Raw genomic sequence first — 18,004 nt, forward strand, 5'->3', positions numbered from 1 at the left:
CCGCCACCTTCAACCTCAAGAACAACGCCGTCACCCTCGCCCACAACACCCTCGCCAACATCCGCAGCACCCCCGGCAACCCCGGCGGCACCACCACCGACCCCCGGCTCACCGACCCCACCGGCGCACTCCCCGACGGACTGCGCCTGCGTTCCGGCTCCCCCGCCCTGCGCGCGGGCACTCCCGTCCCGGGCTCCCCGCGCCGGGACCTGTACGGAAACCCGGTCGGCAATCCGCCGAACATGGGCGCCTACCAGGGCCGTGGCGTCGCCGGACCGCTGCGGCCGACGCCCACGGCCGACGCCGGTAACGCCTCGTAGCAGCCACAGCCGGGGCGGCCTCCCGCAAGGACCGTCGGAAGGCCGCCCGGCCGGACGGTAGGGTCTCCCCAGACTTCCCCCACCGAGATCAGCTCGGCGCAGAACAGGAGCGGCGTGTGAAGCGGCCGACCATGGCGGACATCGCACGCCGCGCCGGCGTCTCCAAAGTGGCGGTCTCGTACGCGCTCAATGATCTGCCGGGCGTCTCCGAGACCACTCGCGCGTCGATCAAGGACATCGCCGAGGAGTTGGGCTGGCGCCCCAACAGCGCCGCCCGAGCCCTCACCGGCGGTCGGGCGCAGACCGTGGGCCTCGCTGTGCGGCGCCCCGCCCGGACACTGGGCGTCGAACCGTTCTTCATGGAGTTCATCAGCGGGGTGGAGAGCATCCTCGTCGAGCGGTCGTACGCGCTGATGCTGCAGATGGTCGACTCGCAGGAGAGCGAGATCGAACTGTGCCGCCGCTGGTGGGGCGAGAGACGCATCGACGGCGTCCTCCTGATGGACCTTCAAACCGATGACCCCCGCCCGCCCGCCGTCGAAGCGCTTGGCCTGCCCGCGGTCGCCATCGGGCCGCCTCATGCGACAGGCACGCTTCCTGCGATCTGGTCGGACGACGGTGAGAGCGTCCACGAGATCGTCCGCTACCTGGCGGCACTCGGCCATCGCCGGATCGCCCGTGTGGCCGGGCCCGCAGGGCTGGCGCACACGGCGGTGCGGGACGCGGCGCTGAGCGCGGCCTGCCAGGAGGCCGGCATCCCCGAGGCGACCCTGATCCACACCGACTACACGGGCGACGAGGGCGCCCGCGCGGCGCGGAGCCTGATGATCTCGCCCCGGCGCCCAACGGCGATCGTCTTCGACAACGACATCATGGCCGTCGCGGCGCTCTCCGTGGCCCAGGAACTGGATCTCTCCGTCCCCGCCGACCTCTCGATCGTCGCATGGGACGAGTCCCCACTCACCCAGGTCGTCCGCCCCGTGCTCTCGGTGACCACCCGCGACATTCCGGCTTACGGCGCACGCGCGGCAAGCGCACTCCTGTCCCTCATCGCGGGTGAACCGGCGGAGGACATCCGCATGGAATGCGCCGGCTTCGTCCCGCGAGGCAGTACCGGCCCGCCGTCGCCGGGCGGCGTCTCGCACTCTCGTTGAACGGAGATCCGTCGCACTGGCCTAAGCACTATGCCAGTCAGACCTGAACCGGTAAAGTTCAGACCCAGCGGCCGCTGCCCAGCGTCGAGTTCATTGCGCCACAACCCGCACAAGTCAGGCCCTAATGGCCTTCATTGACGACCGAGCGTGAGCCGACCGAAGCTTGATCGGTTCATGAACAGTGCGGCGACCGCGTGACCAATTCGTCGCCCCCGAAGGCCACGTCTGCCGCACAGGCCGGACACGCCGCCGAACCCCGTAAACGCATCCGTCAGCTGCCAGGCGATTGGAGCCGTACACCATGAAGGACGTCACCCAGCTGAGCGAGGGCTGGAGCCTGCGCCACGAGGACGCGCTGCTGCCCGCCCGCGTCCCCGGCTGCGTCCACGCCGATCTGCTCACCGCCCAGGTCATTCCCGACCCCTTCATCGGCCACAACGAGACCGAGATCGCCTGGGTGGGACGGCGGGCATGGTCGTACGTGACCGAGCTGCACCACAACAGCGAGCACGAGCGCACCGATCTGGTCTTCGACGGACTCGACACCGCCGCCGAGGTCGTCCTCGCCGACGAGAGTCTCGGCACCACGCGCAACATGCACCGGGTTCACCGCTTCGACGTCACAGGGCGTACCGGACAACTCGAAGTGCGATTCGATTCGGCCTACGACGAGGCGGACCGCGTCCGCGCCCTGACCGCGGAGCGCCCGAATGCCTACCCGGAGCCCTTCCAGTACATCCGAAAGATGGCCTGCAGTTTCGGATGGGACTGGGGCCCCACCGTCGTGACCGCCGGCATGTGGCGGCCGGTACGCCTTGAACACTGGTCCACCGCTCGCCTCGCCGACGTCCGCCCCCTCGTCTCGGTCGACGGCTCCACCGGCCGCGTCGAACTCCGGGTGCGCACGGAACGCACCGCGAACGGCGCCGGCCGACGACTGACGCTGCGCGCCTCCGTCGCCGGTGCCGGTGCAGGCATCGAGGCGGAGATCGCCTTCGAGGGCGACGAAGCAGTGCTGGGCCTGGACGTGGCGGAGCCGGCGCTCTGGTGGCCCCGCGGATACGGCGAACAGCCGCTGTACGACCTCGATGTGACGCTGCTCGACGAGCAGGGTGACCGGCTCGACGCCTGGACGCGCCGCATCGGCTTCCGCACCGTCGAGATCGATCGCTCCTCGGATGCCCAGGGCACCGGGTTCACCTTCGTCGTCAACGGCGTACGGATCTTCGCGCGCGGGGTCAACTGGATCCCCGACGACGTCCTGCCCTCCCGGGTCACGCCCGAGCGCTACCGCGAACGACTGACCCAGGCCGCCGAGGCCAACGTCGACCTGGTCCGGGTCTGGGGCGGGGGCATCTACGAGGACCACGCGTTCTACGACGTGTGCGACGAACTGGGGCTCATGGTCTGGCAGGACTTCCTCTTCGCCTGCGCCGCCTATCCGGAGGAGCAGCCGCTACGCGGAGAGGTTGAGGCAGAGGCCCGTGACAACGTTATCCGCCTGATGCCACACGCGAGTCTGGTGCTGTGGAACGGCAACAACGAGAACCTCTGGGGGTTCCGGGACTGGGACTGGGAGCAGCCGCTGGCCGGCAATTCCTGGGGCGAGGGCTACTACCTCGGCATGCTGCCCCGGATCGTCGCCGAACTCGACCCGACCCGCCCGTACACGGCGGGCAGTCCCTGGTCCGGCTCGTGGGAGCACCATCCCAACGATCCCCGGCACGGCACCCACCACTCGTGGGAAGTGTGGAACCGTCAGGACTACGCCGAGTACCGGGCGGACGTACCCCGCTTCTGCGCGGAGTTCGGCTGGCAGGCTCCCCCCGCCCTCGCGACGCTCCACCGCGCCCTGCCCGGCGAACGACTCGCCCCCGACTCCCCCGGCATGCTGCACCACCAGAAGGCCGAGGGCGGCAACGGCAAACTGGATCGGGGCATCGAGCATCACTTCGGGCTGCCCGAGGGCGACTTCGACCGGTGGCACTATCTGGCCCAGGTCGTCCAGGCGCGCGCCGTCGCCGCAGGAATCGAGCACTGGCGGGCGAGCTGGCCGGTGTGCGCCGGCGCCGTGGTCTGGCAGCTCAACGACTGCTGGCCGGTCAGCTCATGGGCGGCCATCGACGGCGACGGCCGATTCAAGCCGCTCTACCACGAACTGCGGCGGCTCTACGCGGACCGGCTGCTCTCCCTCGTGCCCACCGATGACGGCCCCGTGCTGACCCTCGACAACCAGTCCGGCTCCGCCTGGCGGGCGACGGTCCTCCTGCGCCGACTCGACACGGAGGGATCCGTGCTGCACGAGGCGTCCTTGGACCTGGAGGCGGGCCCGCGATCGGTCACCAGACTGACGGTGCCGAGCCCTCTGCTGCCGGAGGACTCCACCGGGCAATTCCTCGTGGCCGATGCCGACGGACTCCGGGCGGTGCATTTCTCCGTGCTCGACAAGGAGTTCGCCTACCCGGCTCCGCAGTACGACGTGCGCCTCGACGCCCGGTCCGGAGCCGACGCCGTCGATGTCGTCGTCACGGCCCGCACTCTGATCCGCGATCTCCTCCTCCAGCCCGACCGTCTGGCGCCCGACGCCGTGGCGGACCGGGGCTTGATCACGCTGCTCCCCGGCGAGGAGGCACGGATCACCGTAAGAGGCTGGACCGACCCCGACGCTGCCGCCGCACGCGAAGCCCTGTTCAGCGTGGGGGCCTCCTGAGGACGCCCGCCGACCGGGTCAGGAAGGTACCGGGCTGAGCATCCTCTGAACCGGACCGGATTGCCGGCAGTCGACCATCACCGCCCTCCGACATTCCTACGGCACTGTTGGGTAAGCCTCCTGACGTGATCGCAAGGAACGCCACGGTGCTGGTCGACATCCGGAAGGGCGAGTGGTGGACGGGACCGTCCTGCGCATGGTGGACCTCGATCTCGATGTCGTTCGGCACCGTGGCGGAGAAACCCGCATCGAGGACGAGGACGAGTTCGCCGAACACCAGGTCAGCTATGGCTATCCCGAGAGCGTCACCAGCAGGGCCCGACAGACCTGTCGGTGGTTGATGGAGGCGGGCCGTCGCGGGCGTAACGGCGTCGAGCCCTTCTCCGCCGGCGTGAACGTCAAGACAGCCGATGCAAGACGCTCGTCCAGGTCACCCCGGACCCCGGGACGTATGTCGTTCCCGAAATCGTCTCGTCGGCCCCCGCGGGCGGCAGGGAAGCGGTTTCGGATGATTCATGACTGTGCTGTTCGGGTGGGGTCAGGGCGTACCGGTGTGGTGTCGAAGTGGCACAACGGGCGGCTACGGGAGGCTGGCGCTCCGGAAGCAGGCAGGAGAGAGCGTGTGAGTGGGCACAGCCGTCGAGGTGTCCGGAGCCCCGTGGTCGTGGGCGGGAGTCGGATGACCGGCGATGCCGGTGTGCTGGGGACCGCGCTTGCCGTGGTGCTGGCGTTCTCGCTGGCGCAGGGATCTTGGGAGTGGTTCTCCACCTATCTCGGTGTGACGCTGCTCGCGGTGGTCCTGTCCTTTGGCCATGTACCGGTGTGGACGCCGGACCGACGGGCTGCATACGGGTGGAGTCTGGCGGCGTTCTCGCTCGTGGTGGGTCTGTGCGTGGCACTGACGTTGGCGCCGGCGCTACAGCGCTGGGACTGGCTGTTTCCGATGCCGGGCACCCGGCACGAGTGCGTGGAGTCGGGCCGGTACGAGAGTCTCAGAACACAGGCCGCTCTTGGGAACCTGGCCGGTCGTGACAGTGACGCGCTGGCCCACACGCAGCTGATGCAGAGCCGCCAGGCCGTGGCCGACTGCCTCGCGTCGACGACGACACGTTGGCTGCCGGTGTACGCGTTGGGAACGGCTCTGTTGGTGGGTGCGGGTTCGTGGTCATGGGAGCGGGCACGGGTCCGGAAGGCGGCGGTCGGTTCCGATTGAACCGGCGCCGACCCCGGCCCGCTGCTCTTCGCCCCGGTCACAGTCGCTGTCACGATGTCGGTGACTGTCGGGCTGCTGTCCGTCCGACCCAGTGCCCGGTCCCGCTCGGTCCTGCTCGGTCACGAACCGGTGCCGCCGTGCTCGGCCGGCAGGAGCCCTGTGCCCGGGACGAGGGCAGTCGCACGCACTTCGGGATGAGCCCGTAGCCACTCAACGAGCGGAAGGACATCATTCGCGGGCGCGTAGAGGCGGAGCAGTGTTTCGTTGTCCTCGCGGCGCGGCCTCCCCGCCACGCGGTAGGCACCCATCTGCCGGGCGAGCCGCAGGTGGGGCCCGTTGGTCACCTGAACACCGACCACGTCGGACCAGGGCACCTCCACTGTTCCGAGCCAGTTCGAACGCACCACGTCCGGCGTCAGCTCGACTGCCGGCTTCCGTGGTCGGGCCACGGCCCGCGCGCCGGCCACTCCGAATCCGGCAGCGATCAGCAGGACCAGGCCACCGGCGAGCACGACGGCCGGGCGGTAGGCCGCTGTCGCACCGAAGCGGCCGGCGAGCTCAATGTGTTCCTGACCCCACTGGGCCACCGCGCTGACGCAGGCGATGACGCCGGCAACCGCCAGCAACACCAGGAGCACGATCAACAAGGCGGCCCGGCGGCGGCTCTGCCGGAGATCGGCGGAATCCTGCGGCGCATAGGCGAAACCCGACTGCCTCGCCCGCCACCGGCTCGACAGTGGTGGAGGATGCGGGACTTCAGTCATGTCCGGAGTCTACTGTTCCGGCCGACCTGTACCGCAATCATGTTCGACCTGGCAGGGTCATGAGCCGCCGGAGTCCCAGGGGACGCCGGGGACGAGCGCCGGGGACGTGCACCGGGGGGCTGTATCGCAGGGCGGCGCCTCCTCGTTGCCATGCGTGCAGCCTTGTAGGGGTTGGCCACAGAGGTCGCGGCTCGTGTCAGGATGTGCGGCATGTCTGATCGCGCACGGAGCTTCGGAGTGATGGCGGAAGCCTACGAGCGGTTCCGGCCGGGGTATCCCGTGGAACTTTTCGATGTGGTGATGGCGTACGCGGGTCATCCGGTCCGGTCTGCCCTTGAGATCGGCGCCGGGACGGGCAAGGCCACCCGTCTGTTCGCGCGACAGGGGATCACGGTCACCGCGACCGAGCCTGACGGGGCCATGCTCGACGAGCTGCGCAAGCACGTTCCGGCGAGCGTCAGGACGGTGCGGGCCGCTTTCGAGGATGTGCGGCCGGGTGAGAAGTACGGGCTGGTCTATGCGGCAGCAGCGCTGCACTGGACGGCCCCGGAGGGTCGATGGACCCGCATGGCCGCGCTGCTGGAGCCGGGTGGTGTGTTCGCCTCGTTCGGGGGGCCGATCCAGCTGGCCGACCCCGCGGTGGAGAAGGTGGTGCGCGCAGCACGAGCACCGTTTCTGGAGAGTGACGAGATCCCGTCCCCGGACGGGACACCTCCGGAGTGTGACATGCAGTGGCCGGGTACGGAGCTCCAGTGGTCCGAGTGGTTCACCGACGTTCAACAGTGCGTGGTCGAAAGACGTTTGACGATGAGTGCTCGCGAATACATCGGCCAGCTCTCGACCATCTCTGCCTATCTCGTCCTGCCGGCCTTCGAGCGGGAGCAGGTGTTCAGCCAGATCATGCAGGTTCTGCCTCGGACAGTCGAGATCGCCGCCGACGTCACTGTCCATCTCGCCCGTGGACACCACGAGCAGTAGTGCCTCGGCAGTCGGACCGCTGCCTCTGCGAACGGTCGTCCTGCCCGTTTGCCGCTACGAGTTGGGCGGCAGGAGTTCGCGGGTAAGAGTGAAGGCTGTCGTGGCGGTGGACAGGAGTGCGTTGATCCTCGCGAGGATGCGGGTTGTTCGGTCGGCGTCCTGCGAGTCGACGGCTGCGGCCAGGTCGTCGGCGTACTCCCGGGCCCGTACCCCCTCATCGGACGTTGCGGTGGCTGCGTCCGTACGCAGGGCGTCGATCAGCTGCTGGTGGGGGATGTCGGACGCGTTCGCCCGGTTGCCGTAGCCGCCGTGTGCCACGGCGTGCGCGCTGTTGACGTTCGCCACGACGAAGCCGCCCGTTGTGGAAGAGATGTGCACCCCTTCGCCTCCTGTCCAGATGAACTTGCGCTCGTACTCGGACCAGCCCTTGCGCGTGACGCTGTACCCGCCGAACCTCCATCCCTTGATCTTGATCATTTTGTGCTTGATCGGCTCGGCCAGGATGCGCATGGCGTCTGCCCGATTCCACCCTCGCTCGGCAAAGTAGTCCGTCATCGTGACCTGCGGGCCCGGGCTCGCGGACCGTCGACAGATCTCACGGAATGCCTGCCCCTGACACATCTCCAACTGGCTCGGGGCGAGCGACGGCTCCGGCAACCTCCATCGGTGTACGGCGCCGCGGATCCCCACGAAAATCCGGTAGATCAACCAGCAGAACAAGGCGATCACCACACCTTGCACGAGCGGCAGCTCGGAAGCCATTCACCCTCCCCCGCCATTCCCAAGTGAGTGAATAATACGAGGAGTTGGGGAGCCAGGTAAGCGGTTCGCCAGTAACGAAATGGCCGAACGTGACCGGCTCACCGGCCCGCAATCGGACGGCTGGAACTCGCTGCGCGGACTCGGTCCGGCCCGATCCGGACCGGTCCGATCCGATCTGGCCCGACCCGGACCGGTCCTCCCGACAGGAGCACCGGGACCCCGTCGCGTGGGCTACTGGCGGAGGTATTTCAGGAAGGCCACGGCATCGACTGCGGGTGCTCGGTCACGCAGCAGTGCGGCGAGCCGGTCGTGATAGGCGGGCGGCCGACTTTCGTCGTCGTCCTCGTCTCCGCCGGGACCGTTGAGGTACTCGACGACGTAGGACTCGGTGAAGCAGGCCAGCAGCATGACGAAGTCAGCCGGCGTGGGCGCAACCCAGAACGGCCTCCAGGAGCCCGTGCCATGAACTGCGATGCCGACTCGTGTGCCCGGCACCGCGGTGTCGGCGATGAACGGATCTCCTGAGTGGTCGGCGATCACCACCCACTCGTCCGGCCGCTCGTTCAGTCGGTGCCCCTGGTTGCTGTGCCGGCGGTAGCCGGGCTGATAGGAGACCAGATCCCGGGCAGGGGTGAGCGCGATCGATCCGAGTGGAGCTGGGACATTGACCGTGCCGAGCGGTCCGCAAGTCCCGTAGAAGCTCAGCAGTTCCGCCGGAAGTGGCAGGTTCCGAGCCACCGTCTGGAGATCGGCGGCCGGGCAACGCCCGAACCCTGCATCGACGTCGGCACGATGCAGCGCCTCGGACAGCACGGCGATCGCCGGCCCGATCGCCACTTCATGGTTCGGCATGCTGTGGAGCATATGACCTTGGTGAGCCCATCCGGCCGGCACATCGTGATGGCCGGACCACGGAGTTCAGCCGGACTCCGGCCGCGCGGCGGAGGCCGCCGCAGCGGCGATGGCCAGCGCGTCGCGTGCAGGGTGGTCGAGAAGGTCCTGAAGGTCCGTGTTGGTGGTGCCGAGGAAACCATGGCGGACACTCGTGGCGATCGAGGAAAGCATGGGCGGCTGGAACGGCAGGAGCCCAGGGGTGTCCAGGAGCCTGCGCCGGTATTCCGCCAACCCGATGGTGCGGTGGCCCGTTCCCAGGTGACCGGCAACGGACGCCGCCGTGATCGGCACGCCGACAAGGTCGTAGACGCGTCCGGTGTGACGCTCCGGATCGACTGCGACGATCGCCGCCACATCGGCCAGGTCCGCACGGGCCACTGCTGCCAGCGCGCCCGCGCCGAACGCGGACTCCAGCGTATCGCCGTCCCACGTCATCAGGGCGCCGAAGAGTTCGGCGTACAGGCCGTTGCGCAGGATTGTCCAGCTCAGGCCGCTGTCCGTGACGAGCTGTTCGGTTGCACGGTGGGCGAGCGCGAAGCCGAGGTGGTCACCGGCACCGGTCAGGCTCGTGTAGATGATGTGCTGGATGCCGTCGCGGACGGCAGCTTCGACAACTGCCGCGTGCCGCCGGACCACCTGGTCGTCCTCCGCGTAGCCCGCGGAGACCAGCACGACGGTGGTGACACCGGCCAGGTCGAGGCTGGACGGGTTGTCGAAGTCCAGCAGCCGCATCGCGTCGCCGGGCGTTCGGCTGCCGCCTGTCGCGTCCGCCTTGCGGGCGTGCAGAGCGGCGAGAGTGAGTGCGCCGAGATGTCCGTTCGCTCCGGTCACCAAGATCATGGGTCGCCGTCTCCTTCGTGGTTCTCTTCAGTAACTACGATGGGATCCTGACCCGTCCGCCCACCGGCCACAAGAAGGCAGTTCGATGTCACCCACGCACACCGGAGTAACCCCCGAGCCTGCTGAGCTCGACCCCTGCGGGCGGAAGGACCACCCCGACTGCGGCATCCGGGATGTGCTGGACCGGGTCGGCGACAAGTGGTCGGTCCTCGTGATCGTGGAGCTCGCCGGCGGGCCGCGCCGTTTCCGGGAACTGCAGCGTGCGATCGAGGGCATCTCTCAGCGCATGCTCACGCTCACCGTGCGCAGGCTGGAGCGCGACGGGCTCGTCCTCCGCACGGTGTATCCCACCGTTCCGTCCCAGGTCGACTACCGCCTCACCGAAACCGGCGCAAGCCTGACCCACCTCGTCAAGGCGCTCGCCGAGTGGTCCTTGGCGCACCGAGCAGGCATCGCCGAAGCCCGACACGACTACGACCAGAAGCACCCCGGCCACGATGTGCGTTGACCGGACCGTCCTGGTCCACGCACGACGCCATCCCACCATCAGCCAATGCGCGCCACCGACACCGGCGGCATGGATCGCTGTTCGCCAATCGCAGCCGCGTCAGGCGGTTCGTTGTCGGAGGCAACTTGCCGTTGGGCAATGACCGCTGGGAAGGATCACGGGTGAGCAGGCCGTGCTAGGACTCGACTTCGCGCGGCGCACAACCCTTGGAGATCATCAGCGTCGCCGCCCCGGCAGCACGCGCCAGACCGGGCAGAGAATTGGACCGCGGGGAAGCCGGACTCAAAGGCTCAGCACGATGGCAGCTCCGATGCCGCCTACAAACAGCGCGAAGGCGGCCTCTGGCCAGCCACCCCGCCCCCAGCGGAATGGTCTGTCGAGGGCGAACCGCCCGGGCCCGATGGCGGCGATGGCCAGGGCCACCACCGCGATGCACACATTGAACTCGACGCCGCCTTGCGTTTCCCATAGGCCGTGTGCCGCCGTTACGGTCGCCATGGCATTGATCATCACACCGATCAGGGCAGCCGAAGCCAATGGCGTGAAAAGCCCCAGGGCCAGCCCCAGGCCGCCCAGAAACTCCGAACCACCGCCTATGGCGGCATAGAGCGTTCCTGGGCGGTACCCCAGGGCGGCGAAGCCCTTGCCTGTTGCGTCGAGACCTTCACCACCGAGTATTCCGAAGAGTTTCTGGGATCCGTGCCCGGCCATGAGGAGACCGAAGGTGATCCTGACAAGGAGCAGACCGCAGTCACCGGCGGATACCGCGGTCTTTCCCTGAACGCGGGCCGCCGGCTGGGGCGGGGCACGCAATTTCTCATCGATGAACTTCATTGGATTCTCCAAAATCGCATTGCCTCTCCATCCTTACCCCTCCCCCAGCCGGTATCGAGCCCGGAGCGGTGGAGTGCGCGCGGTATCAGCAGGTACGACGAGGCGTGACCTCCACTGATGCGGGTCCCGGGTGTTCTGCGCCGGAACTCCTACCAGCACGTCCGGCAACGCTGGGAGACAGGCGGCCGGAGCGGGCGCGGCCCGGGCATGGGACATGGGACTCCGGGTTGTTCACGGCCTGGTCCCGGCGGCCGGTGTACGGTCTGCGGCATGACAGCCGAAGATTCGAAGGCCCCCGAACCCCGGGTGCAGCTGGTCATTGGCATCGTCCGCCAGGGCAACGAGATCCTGCTCGTGCGAGAGAGTCTCGGCACTGACGGCGAGATGCTCTGGTCCCTCCCCGGTGGCGGGGTCGAGGACGGCGAGCTCATGCACGAAGCTCTCCGGCGCGAACTGCGGGAGGAGACCGGGCTGCTGGTGGGCGACCCGGTGCGGACCGCGTTCCTCATGCACATCGACTCCGAACAGCACCCGTCGGCGTTGGCCGTTGCCTTCGAGATCGAAGAGTGGTGCGGGGACGTTGCGCCGGAGGACGACGACATCGCACAGGCTGCCTTCTTCCCCCTGCCTGATGCCCTGAAGCTGCTCGGCGAACTGGACAGTGCAACGCAGCGGGAGCCCATCGTCGGCTATCTGACCGGGGCCATCGCGCCGGGGACCACCTGGCTGTACCGCAACCGGGGCAAGGAGGAGACGCTCGTCGCCCGCTGGTGACGCCGGACAGTGGCCACCACATGAAGATCACGATCTACGGCTGGAGTACCGACAGCGGGATGACAACGGCGGCTCGGACCACGTCATGGGCCAGTCCGTGGAACCGATGCCATACACATACTCACGACGGACGAACTGTTTCGACGGATTCGACAGGTCCGGCAGATCCGCGAGGTCCGACAGGAGTGGACCGGTTTCCGGCGTCCGGGTCGGCTGATCGCGATGGCTGCTGCGGCTCACCCCTTCCTCCGGCTTCGCGGCCCGGCAGAGCCTCGTCGAATACCCGCAGGTCGTCGCCCACTACGCGCCCACCACCGGATTGCAGGCCTCGACGCCCTTGGTAGGGTCCACGGATGCGTTTCGACTGGGCCGGTCTTCAAGCGGCGATACGGGACCAGGTCGTCGGCTTCGTCCGACGCATGTGCGCCGAGCATCCTGACGAGCACATCTACGGCGCGGCTGTCCATGAGTTCTACGCCGAGTCCGGCGGCACCATCGCCTGGACGCTCGTCGGTGTGGCGAGCGAGGAGAGACTCGCAGCCGCCGCGCCGGACGCACTCGATGCTCAGGCCCTGCGGTGGAGCCCGGCGGACTGGCCATGGCAACTCGACCCGGGAGCGGCCGAGGAGGAGTGGGCCTCCCGGCTGGAGACAGCCGCGACGGCAGGGGACGGCCGGCACTGGGACACGGTCCACGAGCGCTACCTCCGTACCGCTGCCAAGGCCTGCACAGCAGCGAGGAAGCAGCTGGTGGCCGACGGGATCGTGGGCGGGGACTTCGTCGTCGTCGCGATGGACGAGGCGTGGGAGCTCATTCCGTTGAGTCTGACCCGGGCGCAGGTACGCAAGCACTTCCCCGAACTGGACGCCGAGCAGCGAGAGGCGGACCGACTGGCCGCGCTGCCTCCGGAGCAGCAGGTGGCCGAGCTCGTCGCGATCGTCGGGTCGCACTCGTCGCCGTTGCCCTCCGAACGGGCCATCCAGTGGCTTCGGGCGCTCGGTGGGCTCACCGTCCCCGCCGCGCTGGCGTGTCTGGACAGTTCTCCCGACAAGTGGCTCTGGGCGAAGCTCCTGGCCGACATCGGCATCACGTCGGCCGAGGTGTCCGATGCACTGGAACGAACCATGACGAACAAGCACCTCGACGAGCCGGACCGGTCCTGGGCCGCGGCAGCGCTCTCGCGTCTGGGCCGGATGGATCTGGTGGTGAAGCGGCTCGACAGTATTCCGCCGGGGGTGGCAGTACAAGGCTTCGCCGCACCCTATACATCGTTCCGCGACCACGGCGCCCACGGTCCCCTCGACTACGCGCCGCTGGAGAACGCACTGGCAGTGTGCCCCGACCGTCGTCCCGACGTGTCCGAGCAGCTCGCCCCGGGGAGGGGGCTCTGCTCGATCGGCCCGGACGAGGCCGGGACAGCGCTCGCGGCACTGGCCTCGGCGCTGCCCGTCGTACGGCGCCACGCGCTCCTCGTACTGTCCGGCGCACCGCTCAACGCGGAGCAGCGTCACCGCTACACCGCGCGGCTGAAGCACCTGAGCCAGGACGACCCGGATCCGCAGGTACGCGAGGCCGCCGCCATGCTCGGCGGGTGAACGGAATCGGGCTGTTGCCTGTTGCGGTGCGCGGCACGGGCTCTGCTCGGCGGCTGGGGAGCCGGCTGCGCGAACTGTCCGCGGACGGTCTCACGGTGGGCGCCCATGGCCTGCGGCACCTGAACGCAGCCGAGCGGGTGGCCGAGGTGGGCTCGGACGCCTACCTGTGTGACGAGGTCGCCCCCTGTGCGGCTGGACTGCGTGCGGAGGGGTTCGACCCGCGTACCTTCGCCTATCCGTGCTCCGCCCGTTCGGAGTCCTCGGATGCGCTGCTCACCGAAGTCTCCACCCGGCTTCGTGGCAGCGTCAGCGTCCCGGAGGGCCGAGAGCTTGCCGGTATCGACGATTTCTTCGTGCCCGTCGCCGAACTGCCCGAACGCCGCATCCTGATCGGTGCCGGCGCGGACAACGGCGCCCAGCACCAGCCCCGTGGCCATTCCGATGCCATGCTGCTCGGAGGGCTGCGTCGAGCGGTGGAGCGCGGCAAGGTGTCAATCCTCATCGCCCATGCGATCGCCGACACCCACGAACACGACTACATCGCCCCGGCCCGGATCGAGTGGCTGCTCACTCGGGCCGCCGAACTGGGTCTGCGCTGCCTCGGCTTCGACGATCTGCCGGAGGCTGGATCCCTCACCGCTGCATGAAGGTGCCGTTCTCCCGGTACAGGCCGAGGCATTCGTGGACCGGGGCGAGGTCCGTTCGGTCTCGTGTGCGGCATCATCTGCCTCTGCCGACCACCTGCCAAGGCGCAAGTGGCTCCAAGTCCCTCAGGTATTTCAGTACTTGGGCATTCCGACTCCCGTCGGGACCCGTCCGCCGAGGCCCGCCCAGGTTCATCGTGTGGCCCTCGTGCGCCGAGTCGACTCCATCGGGACACTTCCCGCCCAGCAGCATTCGCGTCTCGTCCCAAAGCGATCAGTCAGTGCCTCAGCGGAGCCGGACACCGGACCTGGCGGCCGTCCGCAGAGCGAGAACCCAACTGGTCCCCGATCAGCGTCTGCCTGCTCGGGACAGTGCGGCCTCGGCCTGTGCAGCCAGGGTTCCGACCAGGTCGGCCGCGGACGGCAGGTCGTTGATGAGGTCGATGGCCTCGCTGGCCCACTGGGGCAGTGCGGGGATCTCGCCTCGTACCACGGCGTCCTGGTATGCCTGTTGGGAATGAGGGGCAGCTGCGAGCTCGTCCTCCCGGCCCCACCAGCCATCGAGGTAGGGGTGGCCAAGGGTGCGTGCGGTGTACTTCGTCGGCCACCGCGAGCTGCGGGCGATGTCCAGCAAGCTGTTGCGCTCGGTGTCCTCTCCACGCCCCGCAACGATCGCCCGGGCGGTCTCGGGAGCGAGCAGCGCCTCGGGCGTGGCATGGAAGCGGGTGCCGACCAGTGCTCCCTCAGCCCCCAGCGCCAGGGCGGCCGCCACACCGCGCCCGTCCGCGATTCCGCCGGCCGCCAGCACCGGGGTCGGCGTGGCCAGGTCCACCACGACGGGGACGAACGGCAGCGTGGACCGTCCGTGCCGGGCCCCGTGTCCGCCGGATTCGGTGCCTTGCGCCACGATCACATCGGCGCCCAGTTCCACCGCCCTCCGAGCCTCCTCCAGATCGGTGACCTGGATGATCAGCACCGCGCCCGCGCTGCGGATGTGCTCCACGAACGGGCCGGGGTCGCCGAAGGACAACATCATCGCGGTCGGACCGTGTTCCAGCGCCCGCGCGACGACAGCGACGTCGACCGCCCACGACAGAAAGCCGATGCCCCAGGGCTTCCCGGCTGCCTCATCGACCAGGACGGGCAGCTCCCTGGCCAGCCAGTCCTCGTCCCCGCCTCCGCCCCCCAGCAGTCCGAGCCCGCCGCCGCGCGAGACCGTCCCCGCCAGTGCTCCACCGGCCGAACCACCCATCGGGGCCAGGGCAATCGGATACTCCACACCGGATATTTCCGTGAATGCCGTCGACAATCCCATGCCCTCCATCCTTGCCCCACCGTCCTGCCCGTCGCAGCGAAACCGGCGATCGCATGCAGCGCGCCGAACAGGCCGGTGCAGAGGCATGGTGGCGTCCTGGCGAGCAGCGGCCCGCTTCTGGCCCTCGGGCGGATCAGGCGGCTCCAGCCGGACCGGCAAGTTCCACGAGGTGCCGGGCTGTGCCGGCAGGGTCGACGATCTGATGGAGGTGTGCGCCGGGCAGGTGTGCCACGCGCCAGCCGCGTTCGTGTGCCTCGGCGGAGCAGTCCTCGTACGGCGGGCCGAACAGCAAGTAGGAGCAGGGGTGGTCGTCCCAGCCCTCGGGGACCGGGATGCGCTGCTCGTAGTAGGACAGCGGCAGGCTCGGCTGCTCCTCGACGACCGTTTGCCGCACTGTCGGATCGGAGAACATGGGTGCGACGTCCGCCTCGTCCCACCAGTCCGTCCAGCGCGGCAGCCTGCCGTTCACCGCCATCGGGCGGAGGAACTCCTGAAATTCGGGAGAGGCGACAGGTGTCGGCCCGATCCGGGCCGGCAGCGCGGCATCGACGAAGATCGATCCGGCCACCGGATGATCCAGGCCGGCACGGATCGCCGGGAGGAACAAGCCGGCGTTGCTGTGAGCGACCAACGTCACTGGGTTGCCGACCGGGACCTGCCGCAGGTCATCGCGGACGGCATCGGCGACACGGGGCCAGAAGGGCGGAGCACCGCCGCCGATGTGCAGCAGGGACGGCACCCGTACCGTGTATCCCGCGGCCGTGAGATGTTCGGCCACGGGTTGCCAGGTCGAGGGGCCTACGGACGGACTGTGGACGAGAACGAAGATGGGCTGCATATGACGATCCTGTCGCCTGTCCACCGGGGACGCGACAGCGTCAGCCGATAGCGGAACGGGGGCTTCGCAGCGGGCCGGAGACCATGTCGTATGTGACCGCGGCGGTCAGTCGGTGAGCGAGTTCGACCGCGAGGCGGACGGTCGAGAGCACCACGCCACCTGTGGCGATCCCGGCGAGCACCAGGCGAATAACCGGGATGCCGGTTTCCCGGGCCGCTGTGGGTGCTCAGGCAGCGAGTGAGTGCAGGCGTCGGTCGAGGACCGTGACCAGCAGGTACAGCACACCTGCACCGGCCATCACCCAGGCCAGCTCGTGCATGCCACCGGTGTCGGCGTGTTGGCCGAAGGCGAGCGCCGACGCAGCGGATGCGACCATCGAGCCCATGTAGGAGAAGGTGCGCAACAGCCCGGAAGAAGCTGCTATGCGCTCCGGATCGGCCTGTCGGTACAACGAGTTCTGCAATGCGAGGCTGTTGAGCCCCTGCGGCACACCGAAGACCAGCGCGACGACCAGCAGCATCCAGATCGGACTGCTCGCGTTCAGACACAGCATCAGCACACACGCGACGATCTGGCCGACGGCGCCGATGACGAGCCGGCCCCAAACGGCGTTGCGTCGACCGGTGAACGCCGAGACGGCGATGGCCAGCAGGAACATCGGCAGCTGCACGAGTCCCGCCTGGGAGGCCGAGAGTCCGCGGCCCTCCTCCACCCACTGAGTGAAGCCGTAGAGGAAGGCGTAGGAGACGACGTACGCGACCAGGGCTCGCCCATAGGTGGCGAGCAGGGGTGCGTTGCCGCCGAGGACTCGCAGGTCGATGAAGGGTTCGGGGGCCCGCAGCTCACGCCGGGCGAACAGGATGGCCGCCGCGGCTGCAATGGCGGGGAGGTACAGCGTCCGCACGCTCAGGTTCATGAGGAACAGCAGCAGGGTGACGAGCATCGCTGCGAACAGGCCGATGCCGGGGAGGTCGAGACGCGTCGCGATGCGTCCGTGGCCGCCGGGGCCTTCCGGACCACCGGGCTGGACGTGCGGGGACTTCGGCAGCCGTAGCGCGCCGAGAACCAGCGCGGCCGCGGCGAGCGGGATGTTCAGCGCGAAGGTGGTGCGCCAGCCGCCCACGCCGATCAGCAGGCCGCCGAGCGTGGGGCCGATGACGGCGATGGTCTGGTTGGAGACGGCGAGCGCGGTGAGTACTCCGCCGGGGTTGTCGTTTCCGGTACGGTCCGCCTCGCGGCGCAGCAGTGACATTGCGGCCGGATACCCGACGTAGGTGCCGAAGCCGAGCACCACCCGGGCGCCGATGAGGACGCCCAGGTTGGGGGCGAACATTCCGATGATGCCTGCGGCGCCTACGAGTGCGGTGCCGATCAGGAAGAGTCGGCGCGGCCCGAAGAGGTCGATGAGGCGACCGACGACGGGCTGCCCTATCGCGGTGGCGAGGTACAGCGCCGAGACGAGCCAGGCGGTCTCCGCGGGCGGGGCGCCGAACGCGGCGCCGATGGGGACGAGTGCGACAGCGATGATCGTCGAGTTGATCGGGTTGAGGACCGACCCGAGGATCATCGGTGGTATCAGGCGACGATCGAAGCGGTTGCCCGGGGCGCTCCGCCCGCTGCCGCCCTTGCGGGGCGTCGCGTCGGGGGGAATGAGGGGCTTTTCCTCGCTCATGGTTCGAAGCTCATGTTTCGATGCTCATGGTTCGATCAGTCTTTCCAGCACGGCCATCGCCTGCACGACCGTCTGCCGCTCACTCTCCGTACAGTGCTCTTCCAGGGCACGGGTCAGCCAGGCGTGACGGGCCTCCCGGTCCCCCTCGGCGCGTTCACGGCCGGAGTCGGTGAGAGTGACGCGCTGCTT

Annotated in this window: 16 protein-coding genes and 2 pseudogenes; 10 read left to right on the forward strand and 8 right to left on the reverse strand. The window is 68.8% G+C overall.

What is annotated here, in order from left to right; genetic code table 11:
- From EES42_RS45125 to EES42_RS32880, 5 genes and pseudogenes are all read left to right on the forward strand, one after another.
- Positions 1-320 (forward strand): annotated as a pseudogene (locus EES42_RS45125) (hypothetical protein); the annotation flags it as partial.
- A 116-nt stretch (positions 321-436) separates the two neighbouring features.
- On the forward strand, positions 437-1,474 hold the full coding sequence (locus EES42_RS32865; protein ID WP_124721868.1) for a LacI family DNA-binding transcriptional regulator: 1,038 nt from the start codon (positions 437-439) through the stop codon (positions 1,472-1,474).
- Between the two features lie 301 nt (positions 1,475-1,775).
- On the forward strand, positions 1,776-4,184 hold the full coding sequence (locus EES42_RS32870; RefSeq protein ID WP_124721869.1) for a glycoside hydrolase family 2 protein: 2,409 nt from the start codon (positions 1,776-1,778) through the stop codon (positions 4,182-4,184).
- Between the two features lie 175 nt (positions 4,185-4,359).
- Positions 4,360-4,440, forward strand: a pseudogene (locus EES42_RS47385) (hypothetical protein); the annotation flags it as partial.
- A gap of 423 nt (positions 4,441-4,863) precedes the next feature.
- Positions 4,864-5,397 carry a hypothetical protein gene (locus tag EES42_RS32880; RefSeq protein ID WP_164495438.1) on the forward strand — a complete coding sequence of 178 codons (534 nt, stop codon included), beginning with the start codon at positions 4,864-4,866 and terminating at the stop codon, positions 5,395-5,397.
- A 119-nt stretch (positions 5,398-5,516) separates the two neighbouring features.
- Here the strand turns inward: EES42_RS32880 and EES42_RS32885 are convergent, their stop codons facing one another.
- Positions 5,517-6,161, reverse strand: a complete 645-nt coding sequence (locus tag EES42_RS32885; RefSeq protein ID WP_124721870.1) for a PH domain-containing protein — start codon at positions 6,159-6,161, stop codon at positions 5,517-5,519.
- A 240-nt stretch (positions 6,162-6,401) separates the two neighbouring features.
- Here EES42_RS32885 and EES42_RS32890 point away from each other — a divergent pair, with 240 nt between their 5' ends.
- Positions 6,402-7,139 carry a class I SAM-dependent methyltransferase gene (locus tag EES42_RS32890; protein ID WP_241196742.1) on the forward strand — a complete coding sequence of 246 codons (738 nt, stop codon included), beginning with the start codon at positions 6,402-6,404 and terminating at the stop codon, positions 7,137-7,139.
- Positions 7,140-7,193: 54 nt separating this feature from the next.
- On the opposite strand, the gene EES42_RS32895 is transcribed toward EES42_RS32890, so the two are convergent.
- The 3 genes from EES42_RS32895 to EES42_RS32905 all read right to left on the reverse strand — a co-directional run bounded on the left by EES42_RS32895 (position 7,194) and on the right by EES42_RS32905 (position 9,635).
- Complete coding sequence (locus EES42_RS32895; protein WP_124721871.1) at positions 7,194-7,901, reverse strand: hypothetical protein; 708 nt, start codon at positions 7,899-7,901, stop codon at positions 7,194-7,196.
- Positions 7,902-8,132: 231 nt separating this feature from the next.
- Positions 8,133-8,738 (reverse strand): SMI1/KNR4 family protein, encoded by a 606-nt coding sequence (locus EES42_RS32900; protein WP_124721872.1) that lies wholly within the window; start codon positions 8,736-8,738, stop codon positions 8,133-8,135.
- Between the two features lie 81 nt (positions 8,739-8,819).
- The gene (locus EES42_RS32905) at positions 8,820-9,635 is read right to left on the reverse strand and encodes an NAD(P)H-binding protein (RefSeq protein ID WP_124721873.1); all 816 of its coding nucleotides are present in this window, start codon (positions 9,633-9,635) and stop codon (positions 8,820-8,822) included.
- A gap of 85 nt (positions 9,636-9,720) precedes the next feature.
- On the opposite strand from EES42_RS32905, the gene EES42_RS32910 reads away from it, so the two are divergent.
- Positions 9,721-10,143 (forward strand): winged helix-turn-helix transcriptional regulator, encoded by a 423-nt coding sequence (locus EES42_RS32910; protein WP_124721874.1) that lies wholly within the window; start codon positions 9,721-9,723, stop codon positions 10,141-10,143.
- A 282-nt stretch (positions 10,144-10,425) separates the two neighbouring features.
- Here EES42_RS32910 and EES42_RS32915 read toward each other — a convergent pair whose 3' ends face one another.
- Positions 10,426-10,977, reverse strand: a complete 552-nt coding sequence (locus tag EES42_RS32915; RefSeq protein ID WP_124721875.1) for a DoxX family protein — start codon at positions 10,975-10,977, stop codon at positions 10,426-10,428.
- 270 nt (positions 10,978-11,247) lie between these two features.
- Between EES42_RS32915 and EES42_RS32920 the strand changes: the two genes are divergently transcribed.
- The 3 genes from EES42_RS32920 to EES42_RS32930 all read left to right on the forward strand — a co-directional run bounded on the left by EES42_RS32920 (position 11,248) and on the right by EES42_RS32930 (position 13,993).
- Positions 11,248-11,751: an NUDIX hydrolase gene (locus EES42_RS32920; RefSeq protein ID WP_124721876.1), complete on the forward strand. Its 504-nt coding sequence runs from the start codon at positions 11,248-11,250 to the stop codon at positions 11,749-11,751.
- 353 nt (positions 11,752-12,104) lie between these two features.
- Positions 12,105-13,346 carry a DUF4303 domain-containing protein gene (locus EES42_RS32925; RefSeq protein ID WP_124721877.1) on the forward strand — a complete coding sequence of 414 codons (1,242 nt, stop codon included), beginning with the start codon at positions 12,105-12,107 and terminating at the stop codon, positions 13,344-13,346.
- Positions 13,343-13,993 (forward strand): polysaccharide deacetylase family protein, encoded by a 651-nt coding sequence (locus EES42_RS32930; RefSeq protein WP_124721878.1) that lies wholly within the window; start codon positions 13,343-13,345, stop codon positions 13,991-13,993. Before EES42_RS32925 ends, EES42_RS32930 begins: the two co-directional genes overlap by 4 nt.
- Positions 13,994-14,339: 346 nt before the next feature.
- Here EES42_RS32930 and EES42_RS32935 read toward each other — a convergent pair whose 3' ends face one another.
- The 3 genes from EES42_RS32935 to EES42_RS32950 all read right to left on the reverse strand — a co-directional run bounded on the left by EES42_RS32935 (position 14,340) and on the right by EES42_RS32950 (position 17,710).
- Positions 14,340-15,314: an NAD(P)H-dependent flavin oxidoreductase gene (locus tag EES42_RS32935; protein ID WP_346775436.1), complete on the reverse strand. Its 975-nt coding sequence runs from the start codon at positions 15,312-15,314 to the stop codon at positions 14,340-14,342.
- Between the two features lie 124 nt (positions 15,315-15,438).
- Entirely contained in the window at positions 15,439-16,143 is a 705-nt protein-coding gene (locus EES42_RS32940; protein ID WP_124721880.1) for an alpha/beta fold hydrolase, read from the reverse strand.
- A 226-nt stretch (positions 16,144-16,369) separates the two neighbouring features.
- Complete coding sequence (locus tag EES42_RS32950; protein WP_241196778.1) at positions 16,370-17,710, reverse strand: MFS transporter; 1,341 nt, start codon at positions 17,708-17,710, stop codon at positions 16,370-16,372.
- Positions 17,711-18,004: the final 294 nt, after the last annotated feature.

Origin of the sequence: Streptomyces sp. ADI95-17, from assembly GCF_003846175.1 — a bacterium.
Lineage (GTDB): Bacteria > Actinomycetota > Actinomycetes > Streptomycetales > Streptomycetaceae > Streptomyces > Streptomyces sanglieri.